Annotated in this window: 21 protein-coding genes; 15 read left to right on the forward strand and 6 right to left on the reverse strand. The window is 34.6% G+C overall.

All coding sequences use genetic code 11. The annotated features are described in order from the left end of the window. Positions 1-3: 3 nt before the first annotated feature. The 15 genes from BUB03_RS07890 to BUB03_RS07960 all read left to right on the forward strand — a co-directional run bounded on the left by BUB03_RS07890 (position 4) and on the right by BUB03_RS07960 (position 15,441). A complete protein-coding gene (locus BUB03_RS07890) occupies positions 4-1,041 on the forward strand; it encodes an acyltransferase family protein (protein WP_073061748.1) in 1,038 nt (345 codons plus the stop codon). Further along, on the forward strand, positions 1,038-1,970 hold the full coding sequence (locus BUB03_RS07895) for a glycosyltransferase family 2 protein (protein WP_073061749.1): 933 nt from the start codon (positions 1,038-1,040) through the stop codon (positions 1,968-1,970). The genes BUB03_RS07890 and BUB03_RS07895 overlap by 4 nt, the downstream gene beginning before the upstream one ends. An 88-nt stretch (positions 1,971-2,058) precedes the next feature. Continuing rightward, positions 2,059-2,886 carry a glycosyltransferase family 2 protein gene (locus tag BUB03_RS07900; protein WP_073061752.1) on the forward strand — a complete coding sequence of 276 codons (828 nt, stop codon included), beginning with the start codon at positions 2,059-2,061 and terminating at the stop codon, positions 2,884-2,886. Continuing rightward, positions 2,883-3,815: a glycosyltransferase gene (locus BUB03_RS07905; protein ID WP_073061755.1), complete on the forward strand. Its 933-nt coding sequence runs from the start codon at positions 2,883-2,885 to the stop codon at positions 3,813-3,815. Before BUB03_RS07900 ends, BUB03_RS07905 begins: the two co-directional genes overlap by 4 nt. Before the next feature lie 9 nt (positions 3,816-3,824). After that, on the forward strand, positions 3,825-4,757 hold the full coding sequence (locus BUB03_RS07910; protein WP_073061758.1) for a glycosyltransferase family 2 protein: 933 nt from the start codon (positions 3,825-3,827) through the stop codon (positions 4,755-4,757). An 11-nt stretch (positions 4,758-4,768) separates the two neighbouring features. Continuing rightward, positions 4,769-5,437 carry a Rossmann-fold NAD(P)-binding domain-containing protein gene (locus tag BUB03_RS07915; protein ID WP_073061760.1) on the forward strand — a complete coding sequence of 223 codons (669 nt, stop codon included), beginning with the start codon at positions 4,769-4,771 and terminating at the stop codon, positions 5,435-5,437. 11 nt (positions 5,438-5,448) lie between these two features. Further along, positions 5,449-6,399, forward strand: a complete 951-nt coding sequence (locus tag BUB03_RS07920) for a glycosyltransferase family 2 protein (RefSeq protein ID WP_073061763.1) — start codon at positions 5,449-5,451, stop codon at positions 6,397-6,399. A gap of 10 nt (positions 6,400-6,409) precedes the next feature. Next, complete coding sequence (locus BUB03_RS07925) at positions 6,410-7,198, forward strand: glycosyltransferase family 2 protein (RefSeq protein ID WP_073061766.1); 789 nt, start codon at positions 6,410-6,412, stop codon at positions 7,196-7,198. Positions 7,199-7,204: 6 nt separating this feature from the next. Further along, on the forward strand, positions 7,205-8,167 hold the full coding sequence (locus BUB03_RS07930) for a glycosyltransferase family protein (protein WP_073061768.1): 963 nt from the start codon (positions 7,205-7,207) through the stop codon (positions 8,165-8,167). A 2-nt stretch (positions 8,168-8,169) separates the two neighbouring features. Then, positions 8,170-9,309: a hypothetical protein gene (locus BUB03_RS07935; protein WP_073061771.1), complete on the forward strand. Its 1,140-nt coding sequence runs from the start codon at positions 8,170-8,172 to the stop codon at positions 9,307-9,309. A 193-nt stretch (positions 9,310-9,502) separates the two neighbouring features. Beyond that, positions 9,503-10,321, forward strand: a complete 819-nt coding sequence (locus tag BUB03_RS07940; RefSeq protein WP_073061773.1) for an FkbM family methyltransferase — start codon at positions 9,503-9,505, stop codon at positions 10,319-10,321. 293 nt (positions 10,322-10,614) lie between these two features. Further along, the gene (gene asnB / locus BUB03_RS07945; protein ID WP_073061776.1) at positions 10,615-12,417 is read left to right on the forward strand and encodes an asparagine synthase (glutamine-hydrolyzing); all 1,803 of its coding nucleotides are present in this window, start codon (positions 10,615-10,617) and stop codon (positions 12,415-12,417) included. Between the two features lie 2 nt (positions 12,418-12,419). Further along, on the forward strand, positions 12,420-13,568 hold the full coding sequence (locus tag BUB03_RS07950; RefSeq protein ID WP_073061779.1) for a glycosyltransferase family 4 protein: 1,149 nt from the start codon (positions 12,420-12,422) through the stop codon (positions 13,566-13,568). After that, positions 13,565-14,500 (forward strand): glycosyltransferase family 2 protein, encoded by a 936-nt coding sequence (locus BUB03_RS07955; protein ID WP_073061782.1) that lies wholly within the window; start codon positions 13,565-13,567, stop codon positions 14,498-14,500. The genes BUB03_RS07950 and BUB03_RS07955 overlap by 4 nt, the downstream gene beginning before the upstream one ends. Before the next feature lie 2 nt (positions 14,501-14,502). Continuing rightward, complete coding sequence (locus BUB03_RS07960) at positions 14,503-15,441, forward strand: glycosyltransferase family 2 protein (protein ID WP_073061785.1); 939 nt, start codon at positions 14,503-14,505, stop codon at positions 15,439-15,441. A gap of 8 nt (positions 15,442-15,449) precedes the next feature. Here BUB03_RS07960 and BUB03_RS07965 read toward each other — a convergent pair whose 3' ends face one another. The 6 genes from BUB03_RS07965 to BUB03_RS07990 are packed head-to-tail and all read right to left on the reverse strand — an operon-like array spanning position 15,450 to position 21,055. Beyond that, a complete protein-coding gene (locus BUB03_RS07965) occupies positions 15,450-16,373 on the reverse strand; it encodes a hypothetical protein (protein WP_073061787.1) in 924 nt (307 codons plus the stop codon). Between the two features lie 6 nt (positions 16,374-16,379). Next, positions 16,380-17,795, reverse strand: a complete 1,416-nt coding sequence (locus tag BUB03_RS07970; RefSeq protein ID WP_073061790.1) for an MBOAT family O-acyltransferase — start codon at positions 17,793-17,795, stop codon at positions 16,380-16,382. A gap of 6 nt (positions 17,796-17,801) precedes the next feature. After that, positions 17,802-18,179, reverse strand: a complete 378-nt coding sequence (locus BUB03_RS07975) for a VOC family protein (protein ID WP_073061793.1) — start codon at positions 18,177-18,179, stop codon at positions 17,802-17,804. Next, positions 18,179-18,418, reverse strand: coding sequence for an acyl carrier protein (locus tag BUB03_RS07980; protein ID WP_040993437.1), 240 nt, complete (start codon positions 18,416-18,418; stop codon positions 18,179-18,181). The genes BUB03_RS07975 and BUB03_RS07980 overlap by 1 nt, the downstream gene beginning before the upstream one ends. 4 nt (positions 18,419-18,422) lie before the next feature. Further along, a complete protein-coding gene (locus BUB03_RS07985) occupies positions 18,423-19,331 on the reverse strand; it encodes a class I SAM-dependent methyltransferase (RefSeq protein WP_073061796.1) in 909 nt (302 codons plus the stop codon). Then, positions 19,328-21,055 (reverse strand): HAD-IIIC family phosphatase, encoded by a 1,728-nt coding sequence (locus tag BUB03_RS07990; protein ID WP_073061799.1) that lies wholly within the window; start codon positions 21,053-21,055, stop codon positions 19,328-19,330. The genes BUB03_RS07985 and BUB03_RS07990 overlap by 4 nt, the downstream gene beginning before the upstream one ends. Positions 21,056-21,057 lie beyond the last annotated feature (2 nt).

The raw sequence follows: 21,057 nt of genomic DNA on the forward strand, positions 1-21,057 counted from the left end.
ACAATGGATAAAATCATAGATATTAATAATAGAAGTAATAATTTTGATTTTCTTCGTCTACTTTTTTCCAGTTTGGTAATCATATCACATTCCTATCCATTAACCAATAAACCTGAAATCATTGATGAATTAACTAAAGGGCAGTTAAGTTTAGGGTCATTATCTGTAAACTGTTTTTTTATTATGAGCGGCTACCTTATTATGACAAGCCTACAACGCAGTAAAACCCCACAAGAATATATGTGGAAACGGATATTACGTCTTTACCCCGCTTACCTAATATTATTATTGCTCACTATGCTATTTCTTCCTATAGTGTATCAGGGTAAAAACATATTTCATGAAGAAACATATTGGAGCTATTTTCCAAATGCACTTTCATTATACAAAATACAATATGAGGTAAAGGGTATTTTTGAGAGCAATCCTTATCCAAGGGCAATTAATGGTAGTCTCTGGTCTTTATCCTATGAATTTACCATGTATATTGCTTTATTGCTTTTATTTCCTCTTCGTAAATACAAGTATCTCAAAGTTATAGTTATCATTATTTTTCTTTCATCTTTTTATTGTTCGATTACTGAAACTCACTTTTTAGGAAATACAATGAAAAAAATATACCTGTTGCCTATTGAATTTTACAGACTTTGTACTTATTTCATAGCAGGAAGTGTATTGGTATTTATTAAATTTCAGAAAATTAATAATTTTTTGGTAAGATGCTTGCTTTTTGCATCATTAATAATGTCTTTGTATTTTGGATTCTATAAATATGTAAGCCCGTTTCTTTTACCTTTATTAATTTTACTCATTGGAGTCAACAAAGATAAATATATAAGCAGTATAGGTGAGAAAATAGGAGATATTTCTTATGGCGTATACATTTATGCATTTATAGTTCAGCAAGCGCTCATGTATTATTTTGGACTTGGAACACTACCATTAATGTTGGCAAGTATAATCATCACCTATATTCTAGCGTATGCATCATGGCATTTGATTGAAAAGAAAATGTTAACCTATAAAAATTTAGTGAGATGACATTACGGAATCATCAAAACAAACTTGCCATAGTTATTCCTTACTATAAAATAGATTTTTTTGAGGAAACCATTAAGTCTGTTGCAGCACAAACCAACAAGAATTTCGTTTTATATATAGGCAATGATGCCAGCCCCAATGATCCCATCAGCATCATTGAAAAATACCTTCAGCCTGAAAGCTATTTTTATTTCAGTTACAAGGATAATCTAGGTGGTAAAAACCTAGCCCTGCAATGGGAAAGAATATTAGAAAATGTGAAAGAAGAATGGTTCCAGATTCTAGGGGATGATGATATGATCTCTGAAAATTTTGTGGAGGAATTCTATAAAAATATTCAAACAGCTGAGAATAAAAATATCTCCGTTATAAAGTTTGTCCATGAATGGATTGATGAGAATAATAAGCATATTGAAACATTTGACTATAAAGTAGATATTTTAAATGCTGTAGAATTTATAATTAAAAAATATAAAGGCTTAGTTAAAAGCAGCCTTTCAGAAAATATATTTAAAACGAAAATGTATTACAAATTTCGTTTTGAAAAAATACCTCTTGCTTGGGGGAGTGATGAAATTGCTTTATTATCTTTTTCTAATTATAAAGATATTTTATACTGCCACAATTCGAAAGTCTTAGTGCGAATTTCAGGATCAAGTATATCAGGCTCTGAAACAATGGATCAACGAAAGAAAGCAGCCTACAATCATTTCCGCGAACTAATTATTATCAAACATTCAAAATATTTCCCTGCATCTTTCATTCATTTATTAATTTCTGACTACTTAAACTACTGTCATTATAACGGTCTACCTGCAAATTACAAAGTTGCCTTATATAATTTTCGGAATCTACATTTTATGCAATTTCTTAAAAATATTCGTAAAATATATTATCTTAATCAGATGTATAAATTGAAACAAATCTAAGTTTAATTTCTAAACTACTTTTACTAGGTATAGTATAAATGTAATTTCAGCTTATAATTTTTAATATCTTTGTTTTACAAGACACAATATGCCCTCACCATTTATTTCTGTAATAGTTCCTTGCTACAACCAATCGCAGTATTTGGATGAATGCCTGCAATCTGTATTCGACCAGACTTATCAGCATTGGGAATGTATTATTGTAGATGATGGCTCTCCTGATAATACTGAGCAAATTGCAAAAAACTGGATTGAAAAAGATCCCCGTTTTATATATCTAAAAAAAGATAATGGCGGAGTTTCATCAGCAAGAAATTTGGGAATATCAACAGCACAAGGAGAATGGATCCTGCCGCTTGATGGTGATGATAAAATTGGGAAAAGCTACCTTGAATTTGCCTCGAAACATTTTCATCAGAAGATGGACATCATTTATTGTAAAGCAAAATATTTTGGCACTCGAAATGATGAATTTTTATTGGATGAATTTCAAGTTCCAAAAATGCTCTTGGAGAACCAAATTTTCTGCACTGCATTTTTCAAAAAAGAAGATTGGCATAATATAGGAGGCTTCGATGAGTCAATGCATGAAGGTTATGAGGACTGGGATTTTTGGATATCTCTTATTGCATCAAAAAAGGGTTTAATTAATACCTTTAAAATCGACTATTTTGGTTTTTTTTATAGAATAAAAGAGATTTCCAGAAATACAGAAGCTATGAAAATTGGTGATGACAGCCTGCGAAAATATCTTTATGAAAAACACCAGTCTTTATATCTAGAAAATATTACAGGGTTTAAGAATATTCTTCATGAAAATAAAAAATTGAAACAAAGAAATAATAATCTGGAAAAAATTATAAATAGTAAGAGATATCGATTCATCAATAAAATTCTTAATATTTTTAAATTATGAAAGTATCTGTAGCCTTATGCACCTATAATGGCGGGCAATATTTAAACGAACAACTGAATTCTATCCTCAGCCAAACTGTAGAAGTGGACGAAGTTGTTATTTGCGATGACGGCTCAAACGATAAAACCATAGAAATACTTTTTAGCTATCAAGAAAAACATCCCGGTATTTTCAAGATTTATCAGAATGAAACTAACCTTGGATTCATTAAAAATTTTGAAAAAGCAATCAAGCTCTGTTCCCATGAAATTATTATTATCTGTGATCAGGATGACATTTGGGAAAAAGATAAGGTAGAGGAAACTATCCGCTTTTTTGAGAATAATTCTCAATTTGACGGTGTTTTTCATGATCTAAAGCTGATTGATGATGATAAAATACATCCTTCCTATTTAAATTGGAAAGGCATATCACATGAAGAAATTATCCGCGAAATAAAAAATGATAACCTTTTTGTGGCATTAGTTCAAAAAGGAAGTTTTGTTTTAGGCTGTGCATTGGCAATAAAAAAAGAATCTTTGAAAAAATATGAAATGGAAGATTTTCCTATTGCCCATGATTACTATATTGCTCAAAAATTAGCTTCAAAAAATACTTTAGGATTTATTTCAAAATCCCTGTCTTCATATAGGCTTCATTCAAACCAGGTGTATGGTTTGAGATATAAATCTGACAAAAAAGAGGAGAAAATATCTGAAACTCAAAAATATTTTAAAGAATATGTTTGGTCATACCTTCAGATTCTTAAAAGATATAAGGAAATGAACCCTAAAGAAAACGAGAAACAAACAAAAATCTATTCTGTTTTTATAAAAAATAGAAATTCTTATCTAATGTCTTTAGGATTTTTAGAAAAGAAAATATATATTTTAAAGTGTATTCGTCACAAGTATTTGGATTTGGGAATAGCTGATTTATTTAAAATTTAAACGCAAAATATGGATGTAAGCGTTTGTATTACAACTTATAAACACGAAAAATATATTAAACAATGTCTTGAGAGTATTTTCGCTCAGGAGTTTTTGGGTGCATATGAAATTATTATTTGTAATGATAATTCTCCTGATAATACAGAAGAAATTATTAATGAAATAATAGCATTACATCCAAAAGGTGATAAAATAAAATATTTTAAGAATGTTCCTAATTTAGGATATGTAAAAAACACTTTATTTTCTTTCTCAAAAGCTTCGGGCAAATATATTTCTATCTTAGACGGTGATGATTACTGGATAGATGCTTCCAAATTACAGAAACAATTTGATTTTTTGGAAAAAAATCCTGATTTCTCCGGAGTTGGTACAGATTCCATTGTGATTTATGAAGACGCACCAATTCCCAGTCATGGTTTTTCGGGACACTTGGGGCAGGAACTTACTAAAGATAGTCTCACAGATAGAAACATTTGTCAAACATCAACATTTTTCTTCAAAAAAAGTATTTTGAAGGATGATTTTCCGACAAAAATTATTTCAGCAGACAGGTGTCTTTATCTTTTGGCCGGATGTTATGGTAAAATCAAAGTTCTTCCCGAGCAAATGAGTACTTACAGACAGTTTTCAGCAAGTATTTCAAAAAATGTAACATATGAAATGATGAAGGGAGATTTTGCCATCATCCCCTTTATAAAAAAATATAATCAGGATTATAAAACCTCAAAACTAAAAGCTTATTTTTATTATACATTGATGACATATTCTAATGTAATCACGAAATCTAATTTTAATAAAGCGGCTACAGGATATTTTTTAAACAATGTTTTATCAAAATTCACATTGAATCCCATAAAATTATACCTGACAATAAAATGGAGCATACACACAATTAAACAAAAATATCAGATAAAATCACAAAATAATAGTTTTATCTAAAACACACATAAATGATTATAGGAAACGGACTTATTGCTAATTCATTAAGAAATATCGATTCAGAAGATCATCTGTTCTTTGCTTCCGGTGTTTCAAATTCCCTCGAAACCAAGAACTCCGAATTTGAAAGAGAATTCAACCTTCTGAAAAATACTTTGGAAAAATACATCCAAAGCAAATTCATCTATTTTTCAACACTAAGCGTACATGACCAGTCGAAACAGGATAGTCCCTATGTCTTGCATAAGCTTAAAATGGAAAATTATATCAAAGACAATTCCCCGAACTATCTTATTCTCCGTATTGGAAATATCGTAGGGAAAGGAGGGAACCCCAATACCTTGTTCAACTATTTAAAGACCCAGATTACACACGATCATAAATTTAACGTTCATAGCCATGCCAGAAGACTGCTGATTGATATGGACGATATCAATAAATTTTTAGTGGAAATCTGCCCTTCTATACAGAATAAAACCATCAGCTATGCTTTCCCGTACTATTATAATTTACAGGAAATTATAGGAGCTATTGAGAAAAAAGTAAATAAAAAAGCCGTTTACGATACTATAGACGAAGGAGATTTCTACCAGGTTTCCTTTGAAGAAAATGTCAATCAGTTCTTCTCCGGTATCAATCCTGAAGACTATATAGAATCTTTGGCCAATAAGTACATATAAGCTGCAAAAAGATGAAGATCTATTTTATTATTGTTACATACAATGCCATGAAATGGGCGGAAAGATGTTTTACAAGCTTAAGGAACTCCAGCATTCCCATAAAATCAATAGTTATTGATAATGGCTCCGGCGACGGAACTCAGGAATATATTAAAACCAATTTTCCTGAAGTAGATTTTATACAGTCTTCCGAAAATTCCGGCTTCGGAAAAGCCAATAATCTGGGAATTGAAAAAGCCTATAAAGAAGGAGCTGATTTTGTATATCTTATGAATCAGGATGCCTGGATTTTCCCTGACAGTGTAGAACAATTACTGGAAGTTTACAATCATTATCCGGATCAGGACAAAATTGGGATTTTAAGCCCGATGCATATGGATGGGACTGGAAAAAAATTTGACCTTCATTTTGAAAACTATCTTGCACAGGACTGTAAGAACAACAGATTCCTTTCCGATGTTTTCCTTCATGCAGTAAAGCCCTTTTATGAAATAAAGTTTGTGAATGCTGCTCATTGGTTTATTCCCAGAAAAGTGCTGGAAAAAGTGGGCGGATTTAATCCTTATTTCTTTCATGGTGCCGAAGATTACGATTACATTAACAGAATTACTTATTTCGGGTTAAAAATCCTTGTTTGCCCGAAAAGTAAAGTGGTGCACGATGCCAAAGTCCAGGATTTCCAGAAAGAGGAAATGAAAGATCCTGCCGAAGTATTGGCAAGGAAAAGGCTGTCCATGCAGATGCAACGGGAAACAAGATATATGAATCCCAATTTTGATTACAATATCGGACGGGAGAAAAAAGCTTTCATCACCTCTCTTATGAAACATGGTATCCAGAGAAATACCGGCGAATATAAATTTTACCTGGAGCAGTACAAATTCTTTTCAAAAAGATTTGATGAGATCGAAGCTTACAGAAAACGATCCATGAGTGGTAACCACCCTTATTTGAATATTTAAAGCATTTAAAATGGCAAAGTTACCCGTAAGCATCTGCATTCTCTCCTGGAAAAGTGCCGCCAATCTTAAAAACACCTTAAGATCATACAAAAAATATGGTCTTCTGGATATGGTGGATGATATTACGATTCTGTTTCAGGAAGTCAATGAAGATGATAAAAAAATAGCAGAAAAATATAAGATTAAATATATCGGTTTAAAGGAAAATGTAGGAATAGGAAAAGGGATGAAAATGCTTGCTGAAAATGCATCTGCCCAAAACATCCTTTTCCTTGAGCATGACTGGGAACTTATTGAAGATCAAAATACTCTGTTTTCTGAACTCAAAGGCGGATTGGATCTGTTAAATAACGGATTTGATGTCGTACGCTTCAGAAGCAGAAAAAATCCCGGCTACCCATTGATATCCATTAGAAATAAAGGCAAAGAGCTGGATTATTATGACGACTGGCACGAATGTACCTCCCCTCACCTGCTGGAATCCCTGCATTGGCTGGATCCGGCAGCAGAATTCCCCGATAAGATACAGAAACAGGGAGTTTTTTTTGTAACCACATCACGGTGGGCCAACTGGACGAACAATCCTTATCTGGTCCGAAAAAACTTCCTTCTTGAAAAAATTCTGCCTTTCGCAGGAGAGTCCGTTTCACTGGAGAGAAATATTGCTTCATGGTGGGTGAAACAAGACTTTAAAATAGCACAGGGTGAAGGACTTTTCACTCATAAGGACCTTGTAAAGTATCCAAAGAAAAGCCTGTTCCGGAAAATACTTAACCGACTAAAAAATAAATTAAAATAAAGACGAATGAGAATCCTTTTCCATGAGAATGAACTCAATTACAGAGGGACTTCCATCGCATTATATGACTACGCAGATTTCAACGAAAGATATCTGGGGAATGAATCTGTTATCGTATACAATAAAACCCTGCCTACCAACCATCCGCTTGGAATTGAAAAATTTGAAAAAAGATTTCAGGTATTCGGCTATTCGGATTTCAAAGAGGTGGATACCATTATAAAAAACAATAATATCGACTTGTTTTATGCTATTAAAAATGGTTTTTATGATGATATAGAAACTAAAGAATGTAAAACAGTTGTTCACAGTGTGTTCAAATATTTTGAACCTCACGGAGACATTTACGCTTATGTCTCAGAATGGCTTAGTGAAGAAATGACGCAAGGCAGATCTCCGTTCGTTCCCCACATGGTTAATTTTGAAAACGAAACCCACGAAGATCTCAGAACTGAACTGAACATTCCTAAAAACGCCAAAGTATTCGGGTATTACGGAGGCGGGCAAAGCTTCAATATCGGTTTTGTACAGAAAATCGTGGAAAAGATTGCCTCCGCATACAAAGACATTTATTTTATCTTCATGGGCGTTGATCCGTTTGTGAAAAAAAGATGGTGGAAATCTGTTCCGTCCAATATTAAGTTTTTACCTCCAAGCTCAGATGTGCTGATGAAGCTTAAATTCATCAATACTTGTAATGCTTTACTTCATGCCCGCGAAAGAGGGGAAACATTCGGGATTACTGTTGCAGAATTTGCCATCAAGGGAAAACCTGTTATTACTTTTGCGGATTCCCCTGAAAAAGCCCATATCAATCATCTGAAAGATCAGGCTTATTATTATAAAGATGCAAAGGAACTTAAAAATATACTTCTGGATTCCGATTTAAGTTTGTCTGCCAGGGAATTATATGAGAAATTCCTGCCTAATCCGGTAATGGATAAATTTAAAAAGGTGTTTATTGATTAAATATGAAATCAAAGATCATTAATTACATCATCAGCATCCTGTTTCTTATATATTATTTTATTAGTATACAAAATTCCTATCTTCAGGTTGTAACTTATAAAAACGGCTGGTATTTAGGCGAATGGATCATTAATTACCAAGATGGAGGCTTTAAAAGAAGAGGACTGTTCGGCAGTATATTCATATTCCTGAATGAAATTACTCACATTAAAATTGAATATTTGGTATTCTCATTCCTCTTTGCCATCTATACAGTCTTTTTTTTCCTATTGGTAAAACTGTTCTGGAAAAATAACAACAGCCTCATGACGATAGCTATTCTGCTGCTTCCTTCAGCGTTCGGCATGCTTTTAAAAGATCCTACCATTGCAGCTAAAAAGGATATCTTTTTCATGTTGTTATATCTTGTATACTTTATGTCGTTAAAGGCAAAAATGATTATTCCTGACTTTATAATAGCCTTTTTCATTATAATTTGCATTTTAAATCATGAAGCATCCTTTTTCTATTTACCATTTGTAGCGTTTACTTATTTTATTAAAAATAAAGCTCCTGCAATTAGCAAGCTCAAGAAAATTTTTATATTTCAGATACTGCCTGCCATCATAACAATGGGCATTCTTTATAAATTCGGAATGGATATAAGAACAAATGACTCCGTTACATTTTTAAAAGCGCATGGCCTTCAGCTTGGGCAATTAGGAATCTATGAGTATGATCCTAACTTTGATGTCCTAAATTTTTATAAAAAACATATTTACGGTTACCAAACTTACAGCATTAGTCTTTTAATAAGCTTAATCACTTTTGGAATATACTATAAATTTAATGAGCTTAAGATTAACTTTAGATTCATTATAGTACAGGCCCTTTTTTTAATACCTTTATTTTATATAGCATATGATTGGGGAAGATGGATCAACATTGTTTTCTCATTATTAACAATATACGTTGCAGGTGAGAAAACGCTGGCAAGCAGTACCAAAAAAGATATAATAGCTCTTATAGTAATTGCCTTTAATTTTTTATGGAGTATGATGGTCCTGCATCAGGGTTTCGCAACTTTTCCTGCTCTCGATTCTTTTATAAAAAAACTGTATTACTTTATCTTTTATAAAATTCAGAACATTTTTCAGCTGTAGAACCCAATCAATTTCCTTTTAACACAAATAAGAAATAATTTTCAAAATCTATCGTAAATTTACTTATCCGAAATTAAAATTAATGATGAAAAACGATATATTAAAACACCGTATATTTTTTGTACTCTTGGGTGCATAACCTAAAATATATCTGGCTTTTAATTACAAATTATATTGACAAAAATTTATTTATATGACAAACTATCTAAAATCCCTCAAAAGTATCCTCTTTCAAGAAGGTCCAATAAATTTTATTAACAGAAAATTAAATATCTCCTATCTTGATAATAGAAAACTTTATACAATTAACTACAACAACCAGAAAACGAAAATTTATCTCAATAAAAGATTCGGATATGTAGATTTTCATATTTTTGAAAATGGAATTTATGAGCAACATATTGTTGACGATATAAGAAATGTTCTTTCAAAAGATAAAGTTTTATTAGACATAGGAGCTAATATTGGACAACACAGCTTGCTTTTAGCCCCTTATTGTAAACAAATTTTTGCGTTTGAACCTATTCCAGATGTTTATCATGAGTTTAGTGAAAGTATTAAAAAAAATAATTACAAAAACATTAAGCTATTTAATGCTGCAATCGGTGATCGTTCCGAAACAAAATCATTTAATTTTATGACCGGGCATGCAGGGATGAGTTCTTTTGTAGAAATCGATCATCCTGGAAAGAAAGTAATTACTGTTCAAATAGAGCCTTTAGAAAAAATTATAAACAATGCTAAATTTGATGTAGTAAAAATGGATGTAGAAGGATATGAGGCTGTAGTAATATTAGGCAATAAAGATATTTTCTTAAAAAACAGACCTATCTTTTTCATGGAATTTTGTCCTGCGGCAATCGATCAACAAGGCTCTCATACCTCTCGCGAACTTTTAAAGTTCTTTTTAGATAACAACTTTAAAATATACAGCAGAGTGCTTAAAAAAGATTTTTACAGCTTAGAAGAAGAACTTTTCATAAATGATAATCTAGTTATTTCACCAATTTAATTTTAATAGCAAATCTTAGTCAATCAGAATTCACATTTTTTTTACATCCTGATGACCATTACTTTTTCAATTGTTTTAATGCGAAAAAAGAGATTTAAAGATGATACGATTGAAGATATTTTTTGAACCGTTGGTATAGAATATTTAACCGAAAAAGCAAGAAAGGAATTTCAGGATAAATTTAATGGGTAAGGATCAAATCAACAGCAAATTTTCCAAATAAGAAGTATGTTATAAATCTGTCGTAAATTTGTCTATCCGAAATTAAAATTAATGATGAAAAACAATATATTATGTGTGGAATAGCCGGAATAATCACCAATAACGCCCGAAATTACCAGAATGAAATTCAAAGAATGACGGATGCCATTGCTTATCGCGGCCCCGATTCTTCCCATCACGAATTTTATGATAACGCAGCTTTAGGCCATCGACGGCTTTCTATTATAGATCTTTCCGAAAACGGAAAACAGCCCATGTTTTCCAGTACAAAAAAGGAATGTATTGTGCTGAACGGTGAAATTTATGGCTACCAGGCCATAAAAGATCAGTATTCCGATTACCCGTACCGGGGAAGTTCAGATACTGAAGTAGTTCTTGCCATGTATCAGAAAAAAGGGAAAAACCTCATCCATGATCTTCCCGGAATGTTTGCTTTTGCGATCTGGGATGAAGAGAAACAAGAACTGTTCTGCGCAAGAGACCGCTTCGGGGAAAAGCCATTTTATTATACCATCGGGAAAAACGGTGAATTTATTTTTGCTTCCGAAATCAAGGCTATTCTGGCATCAGGGCTTATAAAACCTGAAATTGACAAAGCACAGATCGCCTATTATCTGAAAAACGGATACATTCATCCTCATAAAACGATTTATAAGAATATTTTCAATCTTAAACCTGCCCATACGCTGGTTTTTAAGGATGGTAAAACAGATATAAAACCTTACTGGACTATTCCTGCCGAGACCTCAAAACTGAGTCTGGACGAAAGCATCGAGAAATTTAAACATCTTTTGGACAATGCCGTAAAGAAACAACTGGTAGCAGACGTTCCAGTAGGCTCTTTCCTTTCAGGAGGCCTGGATTCCAGTACCATTGTTGCGGTTGCATCAAAATATAAAGAAAATATAAAAACACTGGTTTACGGCTACGAAAGCGGCGATCTGAATGAAATGCCCTATGCACAGGCCATTGCAGATAAATACAAAACAGACCACCACATTCTTTTAGATAAAAAGCAGAAGATTTCCGAGACATTGCAGGAAGTGTATTCTTACATGGATGAACCATTAATGGATTCTTCCCTTCTTCCTACGCATCTTATTTTCAAGGAAGCTTCAAAAGATCTGAAGGTAATCCTTTCAGGAGACGTGGGTGATGAACTGTTTGGAGGTTATACCTTCTATAAATACAACATCAATCTTTCTCAAAAAGGCTATTATCCGAATTATCTTTCCAAAATGCTTCTTTTAGCCGGAAAATTTAAGGATATAGGTTCTGAAAGACGCCTCAGAGCAGAATATAGCGATACAATAGATTATCATCAGAATAAAGTCCGGAATCATTTTTCAGTTGCTGAAATCAGAAAACTGGGAATCAATGATGAAATTCCCGGGCAGGATTTCAGCTTTAAGCCTACCAATGAGGATTTCAATGACCTGATGAGGATAGACCTTGAAAAATATGTTCCCGCCAATATGCTTCTTAAAGGCGACCGGACTTCCATGTACAATTCTGTAGAGGTAAGAATTCCGTTTTTGGATATTGATTTTGCTGAATTCTGTATTCAGATGCCATGGCAGTACAAAGTTAATTCCACAGAAGATAAAATTATACTGAGAAAAGCTTATGCTCACGCCTGGACGGAAGAAATTGCAGTCCGCAAAAAGAACGGTTTCGGAGCTTCCGTAAAAGAATGGTTCAAAGAACCTGAACTTCAGAATTTAAGCCGGGAACTGCTTGAAAATAAAAACAGCTATATATTTGAGTTTTTAGACTTTGACGAAGTGCAGAAAAAGCTTAACAGGCATCATCAGCACTGGAGTTTACTGATTTTGGCCCTTTGGTTTCAGAACAATAAAAATCATTTGCAGTAATTATGAAAATAGGACTGACACAAAATGATTATCCCATCAAAAGAAATATTTTGAATAAAGTTTCTGATTGTGAGTATGTTTTTTTGAGAAAGAACAATAATCTTTTTCATTCATTATCTACATTAAAGAAAATTGTATTGAGGAAAAAAACGGATATTGAGGGGAGATATTTCTTTTATCAGAAACCTAAGATCGATATCCTCCATCTTTATAACGATATCAATTATTCTTCCCAGAAATGGGTAACTTCTTTTGAAACCCTGGTTCCGAGGTTTCCTGAAACTAAAAATGACCACCAGCAGACTGAACCTCAGCATATCCGCAATAAAAAAACGGAAAACGCACTCAGGCAGATTGGCAAAAAAAGCTGTCTGGGAATCATCTCAATTTCCCAGGCTTCCGCAAACATCCAGCTGGAGCTTCTGAAAAACTATCCTGATTTCCAGGAAATAGTACAATCCAAGCTTTCCGTGATTCATCCTTCTCAGAAAATTATCCTGAGAGATTCGCAGGAAATTTACCAGAACACTGAGAGCTTTAATCTCGTGTTTGTAGGAACCCAGTTCCATCTGAAAGGTGGAGTCGAAATGATAGAAGTTCTGAAAAAGTTAAGAGAAAAATACAAATTCAGGCTCAGCATTATTTCATCCTTTAAAACAGATCATTATGTAACCAAAGTCACTGAAAAGGAAGCTCTGGAAACCAAAGAAATGTTGAAAAAAGAGGATTGGATCGAAATTTATGAAAATATCCCCAACGAAAAGGTGATAGAACTTATTAAACAGGCACATGTCGGCCTTTTACCCACATGGTCCGATACCTATGGATTTTCAGTTCTGGAAATGCAGGCAGCAGGTGTTCCTGTGATTACGACGGACATCCGGGCGTTGCCGGAGATCAATAATGAAAGCTGCGGCTGGCTTATCCATCTTCCTCAGAACCGTTTGAAACAGGCACTTTATTTCACAGCCGAACAGCGGGAAGAGCTGAAAAAAACGCTGAAAGTACAGCTTGAAAATATCCTGGAAGATATTTTCACTCATCCTGAACAGCTGCCGGAAAAATCAAGAAATTCAGTGGAAAGAATCAGGAAGGATCACGATCCTGTTATTTTCAGTGAAAAATTAAAAGCAATATACAGTAAAGCATGAATATCTCAGTAATTATACCAGTTTACAATGCCTCCGAGTTTCTGGAAAAGGCTGTAGATTCTGCTTTGCCTTTTGAGGAAGTAAAGGAAATTGTACTCATTGAAGATCAATCTACTGACGATTCGTTGGAAATCTGCCGCAAACTGGTTTTTAAGGATCCAAGAATCAAATTATACCAGCATCCTGATAAAGGGAACCACGGGGCCGGAGCCACAAGAAATTTAGGCCTTGAAAAAGCAGGCTGTGAATTCATATCCTTTTTAGATGCCGATGACCATTATCTTCCCAATCGTTTTGATGCTGAAAGAGAAATTTTTAAAGACCAGAAAATTGAAGGCGTTTTTGGGGCTATTGGCGTAGAATATTTATCCGAAAAAGGGAGAAAGGAATTCCAGGATAAGTTTAAAAATGTTTCTTTAACGACGGTCAATTTCCCTGCAGAAGGCGAAGAGGTTCTGAAAGGATTACTAGGTTTAACGTCTAAAGTTTTCGGAACTTTTTTCCATTTAAATACGCTGACCATCAGAAAAACAGCGTTGGTAAAAAGCAATCTCCGTTTCAACGAAAATCTCCGTGTACATCAGGACTCCGACTTTATTATCAAATTAGCCTATCACTGCTATTTAAAATCCGGAATTATAGATAAGGCGATCGCGATAAGAGGTGTGCACGACAATAACAGGATTACCAAAATCATAAGATATTCACCACAATATAATCAGAGGCAGTTTCTTTTATGGAAATCGTTATATGAATGGGCGGATGCCAACCCGTTACCGCCTGATGGCAAAAGAAAGATTTATTTAACTTATAAATCATTTGATTTGTCTTTAAAAACAGGATTCAATAAATATTTTTGTACCTTTTTAGAAGTCATTAAGAATCCTCAGATATTAAAAACACAATACCGTTTTACGTACCTCAACCGATAAGAATGAAAATATCCGTAATAATTCCCGTTTACAATGCTGAAGAATATGTTTCACAAGCCGTAGAATCTGCTCTGCAGTTCGAAGATGTATATGAAGTCATTCTAATTGAAGATAAGTCTCCGGACAATGCGCTGGAGGTTTGCCGGAAGCTGGAAGAAAAGCATGACAGAGTGAAGCTTTACCAACACCCTGATAAAGGAAACCATGGTGCGGGGGCTTCCAGAAACCTGGGTATGGAAAAAGTGACGGGGGATTTTGTAGCATTCCTGGATGCAGACGATTATTATCTGCCCAACAGATTTGATGCGGAAAGAGAACTTTTCAAGAACCCTGAAGTAGAAGGTGTTTATGGCGCAATCGGGGTGAAATATTATTCGGAGAAAGCCAGGGAACAGTACTACCCTATTTACAAGGATAAACTGGATACGGTTTACAAAAAAACCAGGCCTGAAGATGTGTACCAGGGACTGATCAGTTTACGGGGCACCTTCGGACTTATTCATCTGGATACTTTAACCCTGCGAAGATCTTCCCTTTCTAAAATGGACCGGTTTTTCGAGACTTCTCTCCGCCTTCACCAGGATTCGGAAATTACCATACGTCTTGCTTATTACCTTAAGCTTTATACAGGGATTAACGATAAAGCGATTGCCTTAAGAGGAGTTCATGAAAACAACAGGATCACAAAAGTGGATTCAGGAAAGATAAATCCGGCCCAAACCCGTGTTTTACTCTGGAGAGAATTGAATCATTGGGCAGAGAACGAGAAAACTGTCCCGGATCATGTAAAACTCCACATCAGAAGGATGCTTCGCAGCTTTGAGATTGCCATCGCTCCTCCAGTCAAAAAATGGGCTATGATCGGTAAATACCTGATTACGGATTATCCGAGCATCCGTTCGGGCTTATTCAATATCAATTTCAGGAAAAATCTGTTTTAAGCAGGATATCAGTTATTTTTCTTATCCAAAAGAATAGAATCAGCGATCCGGGCAGTAAATACTTTCCCGGATTCTTTGTACATATGGTTTCCGTCTGTAAAGATATATTGATCGGATTGATGGGAAAAGTCGAAAAATCTCACTCCTTTTTTGTAAGCAATTGATTCTATTCTTTTGCTAAAATCCGGAGAATATTTGTTTTCTATTTCCATAATTCCTTTAAAACCAGGAATTCTTACAATATAAACGGTTCCTTTAGTTTTAAGGTAGTCAATGATATCTTCAAATGCATCCAGTCTGTATCGGGATATTTTCTGGCTCTTTACAAATTCTGTATAATCAGCTACCTTTCGGTCCTGTCTTTTCTTTAAAGTATCGGGCTCCACATTTACATTAACTTCCATCCATCCGTTTTGATGCAGATACGTACTGGATCTTGCTAATGCTTCCCTGTCTCTGTAAATATTAAACCAGGTTTCAGGATAATGCTTCAGAAGATATTCATAATTAGGTTTTACATCATAAAAATGCATATCTGCCAATGCGGAATTATTTTCTGATAGATCTTTTGTCTCTTTCACATTTTTATCTATAGATAAGTTCCAGGGATCAACAGTAAGAATAAAAATACCGTCTTTTGTATCAGGGTTAAGCTTTTTCTTTATGCCTTCAAAGTAGATATGTCCGTAAGGTGATTCGGTAATATTCAGGGAAAAATTATTGAATTTCCGGCCTTTCAGCTTATCATCTAAAATATTAGGGATAACAGCCTGAGAACCTCTGGAATCTCCCATAATCATATCAGAAGGCTTCGGACCTGTAAAGTGTAAATAATTATCATCAGTGTTGCCGTCTGCATAAGTTCCTAAAAACAGCAAAATGGCAATAATCCCAATAATATAAAACGATATTTTGAATAGAAATTTTTTCATACCAGATTAGAATTGTTGATAAATAAAACTGCTATCTCCAAAAACCCCAAAATACATAATCATCAAAATAAGGAAAATGTAAAATGCTCTTCTTACTACAGGTTTAAATCTGCTGATTTCTAACCCATGCTCCTGATCCTTATTAATCCAGTCGATCAGAATGATAATTCCTATCAGCCCTAAAATCTTAATTTTTATAAACTGTGGAACAGAGAAAAATGACAGGCTGAAAATTTTCCCATACATTCCAAAAGCGTCTTTTAAGCTTGGAGCTACAAACAAAATCAATGCAAAGCACACTAAGGCCATTGTATAGATAATATTTCCCAATTCTTTAAATGTAGGAATGGTTTTGGACAGCTTTTTCTTTTTATTGATCTGGTTATTAACAACCAGGGGAACGTAATACAATCCCTGCAGACATCCATAAACGATAAACGTCCAGTTGGCACCATGCCAGAAACCAATAATGACGAAATTGAGAAAAACAGCAAGCATCAATCCTTTTTTATCATAATCACGGAAAGCAATGACAAGAGGAGTAAATACATATTCTGTAAGCCATGAGGTAAGGGAAATGTGCCATTTTCGCCAATAATCTGCAATATTCTGGGCAAAAAGCGGAAAAGCAAAGTTCTTAGTGGTTTTAAAGCCTAAAAGTTTTGCAAAACCTATGGCCATATCGGAGTATCCTGAAAAATCTGCATACATCTGGAATAAGAACAGTATGGCTCCAAAAGCTATAGTACTTCCCGAAAGATGCTCATATCCCTGGAATATCTTTTCTGTAACAGGAGAAATAGTATTGGCAACTACCAGCTTTTTAAATGCGCCCAGAAGAATTTGCCTGGCTGCGTCAGAACCGTTTTCCAGGGTAAAAACCCTTTCTTTTTTCAGCTGCGGAAGCAATAAGCCTCCTTTATCAATAGGGCCGGATGTCATACTCGGAAAGAAGGCAATATAGTTGAAAAAAGCCAGTGCATCTGTTTCAGCTTTAAGTTTAGTATTCTTTATATCAAGCAGATAGCTAACCATTCTGAATGTATAGAAGCTGATACCCAGAGGTAAAATTATATTTAAAGTCAGATTATTTTTAATTCCGAACAAATCTGTAAAAGATTGAATGAAGAAGTTAAAATATTTAAAATAAAGCAGTGTACCAACAGAAAAGATCAGACCTAAATTCAGCCACAATTTTTTTCCCGAATTTTCACTCCGGGAAATTTTCAACCCTAGATAATAGATAATTGCTGAACTTCCGATCAAAAGTATTAATAACCTCCAATCCCAATATGCATAGAATACGTAACTGCCTAATAATAAAAATACATTCTGGGCTTTAAGATTTTTCCCAATAATCCACCAGTAGACAGCAAAAAAAACAGAGAAGAAAAGTATAAATACCAATGATGTGAACTGCATGATAACTTATTTATTTAAAAGTTCAACAATTCCATAGGAAAGCATTAAAAAAGCAACCTTTCTGTTGTTGAAAAGTATAGCTTCTTTGGGAGGGGAAATAAGCATTCCTCCATTTTCGGTAAGGTTTTCAATGGACTGGTCAATATCATCCACCTCATAACAGATATGATAGTAAGATATCCTTTTTTTCAAAAGATTCTCCACGGGCGTGCCCGAAACAAGTTCAATATTCAAACCGTCTTCTACGGTGATCATACAAAGTTCTGCCTGTTGATTTTCATCAAAAACAACAGGAGTTTCCTCAATGATCTTATGGAGCTTTCTTATGCTTTGGAGTTCTGCCTGTATGTCTTTACAGGCAACTCCTACATGATGAAACTTCATTATAATTTTGACGCGATAGAATCTACCATTTCACCTATATTGTTCCAGCTCTGAATTTCAGAAGAGGTAAAACGTATGCCGAAAGCTTTTTCCACAGCCACAATTAACTGGATGTGAGAAAGAGAATCCCATTCTTCAACATCATTGGCCGTAGTTTCTTCAGTTAAGGTAATTTCTTCATTATCCAGCTCTTCACGGAAAATTTCTGATAATTTTGATAAAATTTCGTTTTTGTTCATAATATTATATGTTTTTTATTTTTAAAAATGAGGCATACATCGTGGCGACTTTTCTCTTTTCCGCCTTTTCCAGTTCTATGTCTTCACTTACAAAGTATCTTTCATCAACAATTTCAAGTCCTGCTTCATGAATCAGGTCCCTGATTTCCTGAATAGTGTTAAAAAGATAAATATGATCCATAGAAGGTGCATTGGTAGGGGTGGTAATGAAGATGGTGCCATCCGGCTTGATCAGACTTTTGATTTTATTCAGCAGGGCCAGCGGGTCTTCCACATGCTCCAGCACTTCTCCCATTGTAATAAAATCTTTCTTCTCATCTTCATCTGTATAATCGAATACGTTTTTAAGGTGGTAAACCACTTTTTCACTTTTAATTAAGCTTTTGGTAAGCTCAAGTGAAGATTCGCTGATATCGAGTGCCTCGAAAGTACAGTCTTCTCCAATTTTCTCCATCGCAGCCTCAAAATATAAGCCATGTCCTGCTCCTATTTCAAGATAGGATTTCACAGGAAGATACTGTTGGATGGTCGTTTTAAAATATTGATAAACTGCATAATGATGCTTCCATAAAAACTGAGAAAGCAATAAGCCATGCATATGGGAAACCATTACATCCGGATTATTGTACATTGCCTGATTTACCTCTTCAAATGATGTATTCCTGTATTTATTGGTTCTTATAAAATCCAGCATCTCCTCATTAAAATCACTGATCATTTTAAGATAATAATTAATGGCATCATTAAATGTCAGATCCTTTTTCTCAAGTATTACTTTGTACTTGGTGATGAAGGTATTATAATTTTTTATGTAATTTTCGTCTTCCGAGAGTGAGGCAAAGTTTTTCTGGAGCTTTTTACCATGAATAGCATTTTTTGCAGAGATACTTTCAATAAGGTGTTCTATTTTCATATTTTATTGTTTATGTAGACTTCTTTTAGCTGGTAATCGTCAACATTCAACACCCATTTATCATTCTCTTTTTCAAATCCTAATCTTTCATAGTGATCTTCTACCATCTGGTTTTTTGCCGTAGGAAGATATTCTCCTACAATATTTTTAAAGCCATGTTTTCTGGCGGTTTCCACAATAGTATTGAGGGTAAAATCTTCCATTCCTCTTTTCAGTACGCGGCAGCTCATCAGCCATGTATCTATGAAAATGGTATCCGGGTCCTTTTTTTCCAGCACAATGACACATATCAGTCCATTGTCGCCATATTTATCTTCAAGGGTAAAGGAAAGCGTATAATGTTCTTCAGAATTGATCAGGCGGTCTACATCCTGTTCCGTGTATCTTACCGTTCTTAAATTAAACTGGTTGGAACGCTGGGTAAGCTGAGAAACTCTTGGCTTTGAGAAATTGTCGAAAGACTTCACATCAGAAGTCATATTCATACTTTTCAGAAAATCTTCCACATTGGTAAAGCTGTCCAGATCGACTGCCCGCTGCGCTTCCACCTGGTACTGCCTGGTACGCTCCGCATCATTTTCAGAAAAGCTGGAGGTTTCAAAAAGATTCAGGCCGTACAGATATTCCAGATATTCTGCCGGATCTTCGGGCAATTCAGGAACACAAACTTCAGGAAGGTTTTCGCGTACGATATTTCTTTCAAACGGATTATCATCAAGAAACACCATAGAATCAAAACCTATATTCAGAATACTTTGGATCTTTCTGATATTATCCGCCTTGTTGTCCCAGTTAGCCACAAAAACAGCAATATCATCCATTTTAAGTACCATATCGGGATGCTTTTCGAAAGGTTCCTTTGCCTTGTCTTCATCATTCTTACTACAAACGGCCAGGATCACGCCTCTTCTCTGAAGGGCTTTAACCCAATACTGGAATTCGGTAAATGCTTTTCCTATTCCAAGGCTCCCGATCTGAATTTTTTCAAGGCCATCATCACCAATAATCCCGCCCCATGTCGTATTATCCAGGTCAAGGATCAGGCATTTCTTAAATTTGCCTTCCAGAGAGGCAATAATACTGGTGATATGGTGAGCAACGATCGGAAGGGCATCCAATGAAATCACCATTTCCGTATTTACATAGATGTTCGGAGAAAACATGAAATCTCTCCCCCATTTATTTTGAATGGAAAGAATATCTGCAATAAAGAAATTATCATTTTTCACTGCCAGTTCCGCCGAAAGCAGGTAATTCAGTTTATTCAGCTGAAAAACAAAAGAAGACTCTACCTTATTTGAAAAATTTCCAAAGATCTGGTTATTGATCACCGGAAAATTACAGTAGATGACCCTGCTTTTCGTTCTGTTCTGAATATTTCTGTACAGGTCTTCAATATAGGAAAGCTTGTTCTCTGCAAATGCAGCTTGTGTATCGTAAGATTTATAGTACTGGTTTAGTAATTTATGAGATGACTCAAAAATGATGGTATAATCCGGATTAAATTCATAGTATTCTGAGGTAGGATCAAGAATCTGACGGGAAATCTGACCGAAATCTGCTTCAAAAATTTCAAATTCAAAGCCATCATTTACAGCAGTCCCTTTCAAAGCAACATTAAGAAACTGTGTAGCGGTGTCACCCAGTAATGCCACCCTGATCTTTTTAAATCCGGAAATATCTTTGCGGAGTTCTTTTTTCAGTTCAGAAAACGTTTTGTACATGG

The sequence above is a fragment of the Chryseobacterium oranimense genome (assembly GCF_900129755.1).
In the GTDB taxonomy this organism is placed as follows: Bacteria; Bacteroidota; Bacteroidia; order Flavobacteriales; family Weeksellaceae; genus Chryseobacterium; species Chryseobacterium oranimense.

Coding starts and splice junctions, on each gene's coding strand:
- BUB03_RS07920 (WP_073061763.1), top strand. CDS start 5,449: ATGAAGATCTATTTTATTATTGTTACATACAATGCCATGAAATGGGCG.
- BUB03_RS07955 (WP_073061782.1), top strand. CDS start 13,565: ATGAATATCTCAGTAATTATACCAGTTTACAATGCCTCCGAGTTTCTG.
- BUB03_RS07915 (WP_073061760.1), top strand. CDS start 4,769: ATGATTATAGGAAACGGACTTATTGCTAATTCATTAAGAAATATCGAT.
- BUB03_RS07910 (WP_073061758.1), top strand. CDS start 3,825: ATGGATGTAAGCGTTTGTATTACAACTTATAAACACGAAAAATATATT.
- BUB03_RS07985 (WP_073061796.1), bottom strand. CDS start 19,331: ATGAAAATAGAACACCTTATTGAAAGTATCTCTGCAAAAAATGCTATT.
- BUB03_RS07975 (WP_073061793.1), bottom strand. CDS start 18,179: ATGAAGTTTCATCATGTAGGAGTTGCCTGTAAAGACATACAGGCAGAA.
- asnB (WP_073061776.1), top strand. CDS start 10,615: ATGTGTGGAATAGCCGGAATAATCACCAATAACGCCCGAAATTACCAG.
- BUB03_RS07990 (WP_073061799.1), bottom strand. CDS start 21,055: ATGTACAAAACGTTTTCTGAACTGAAAAAAGAACTCCGCAAAGATATT.
- BUB03_RS07940 (WP_073061773.1), top strand. CDS start 9,503: ATGACAAACTATCTAAAATCCCTCAAAAGTATCCTCTTTCAAGAAGGT.
- BUB03_RS07890 (WP_073061748.1), top strand. CDS start 4: ATGGATAAAATCATAGATATTAATAATAGAAGTAATAATTTTGATTTT.
- BUB03_RS07965 (WP_073061787.1), bottom strand. CDS start 16,373: ATGAAAAAATTTCTATTCAAAATATCGTTTTATATTATTGGGATTATT.
- BUB03_RS07935 (WP_073061771.1), top strand. CDS start 8,170: ATGAAATCAAAGATCATTAATTACATCATCAGCATCCTGTTTCTTATA.
- BUB03_RS07980 (WP_040993437.1), bottom strand. CDS start 18,418: ATGAACAAAAACGAAATTTTATCAAAATTATCAGAAATTTTCCGTGAA.
- BUB03_RS07960 (WP_073061785.1), top strand. CDS start 14,503: ATGAAAATATCCGTAATAATTCCCGTTTACAATGCTGAAGAATATGTT.
- BUB03_RS07900 (WP_073061752.1), top strand. CDS start 2,059: ATGCCCTCACCATTTATTTCTGTAATAGTTCCTTGCTACAACCAATCG.
- BUB03_RS07905 (WP_073061755.1), top strand. CDS start 2,883: ATGAAAGTATCTGTAGCCTTATGCACCTATAATGGCGGGCAATATTTA.
- BUB03_RS07930 (WP_073061768.1), top strand. CDS start 7,205: ATGAGAATCCTTTTCCATGAGAATGAACTCAATTACAGAGGGACTTCC.
- BUB03_RS07950 (WP_073061779.1), top strand. CDS start 12,420: ATGAAAATAGGACTGACACAAAATGATTATCCCATCAAAAGAAATATT.
- BUB03_RS07895 (WP_073061749.1), top strand. CDS start 1,038: ATGACATTACGGAATCATCAAAACAAACTTGCCATAGTTATTCCTTAC.
- BUB03_RS07970 (WP_073061790.1), bottom strand. CDS start 17,795: ATGCAGTTCACATCATTGGTATTTATACTTTTCTTCTCTGTTTTTTTT.
- BUB03_RS07925 (WP_073061766.1), top strand. CDS start 6,410: ATGGCAAAGTTACCCGTAAGCATCTGCATTCTCTCCTGGAAAAGTGCC.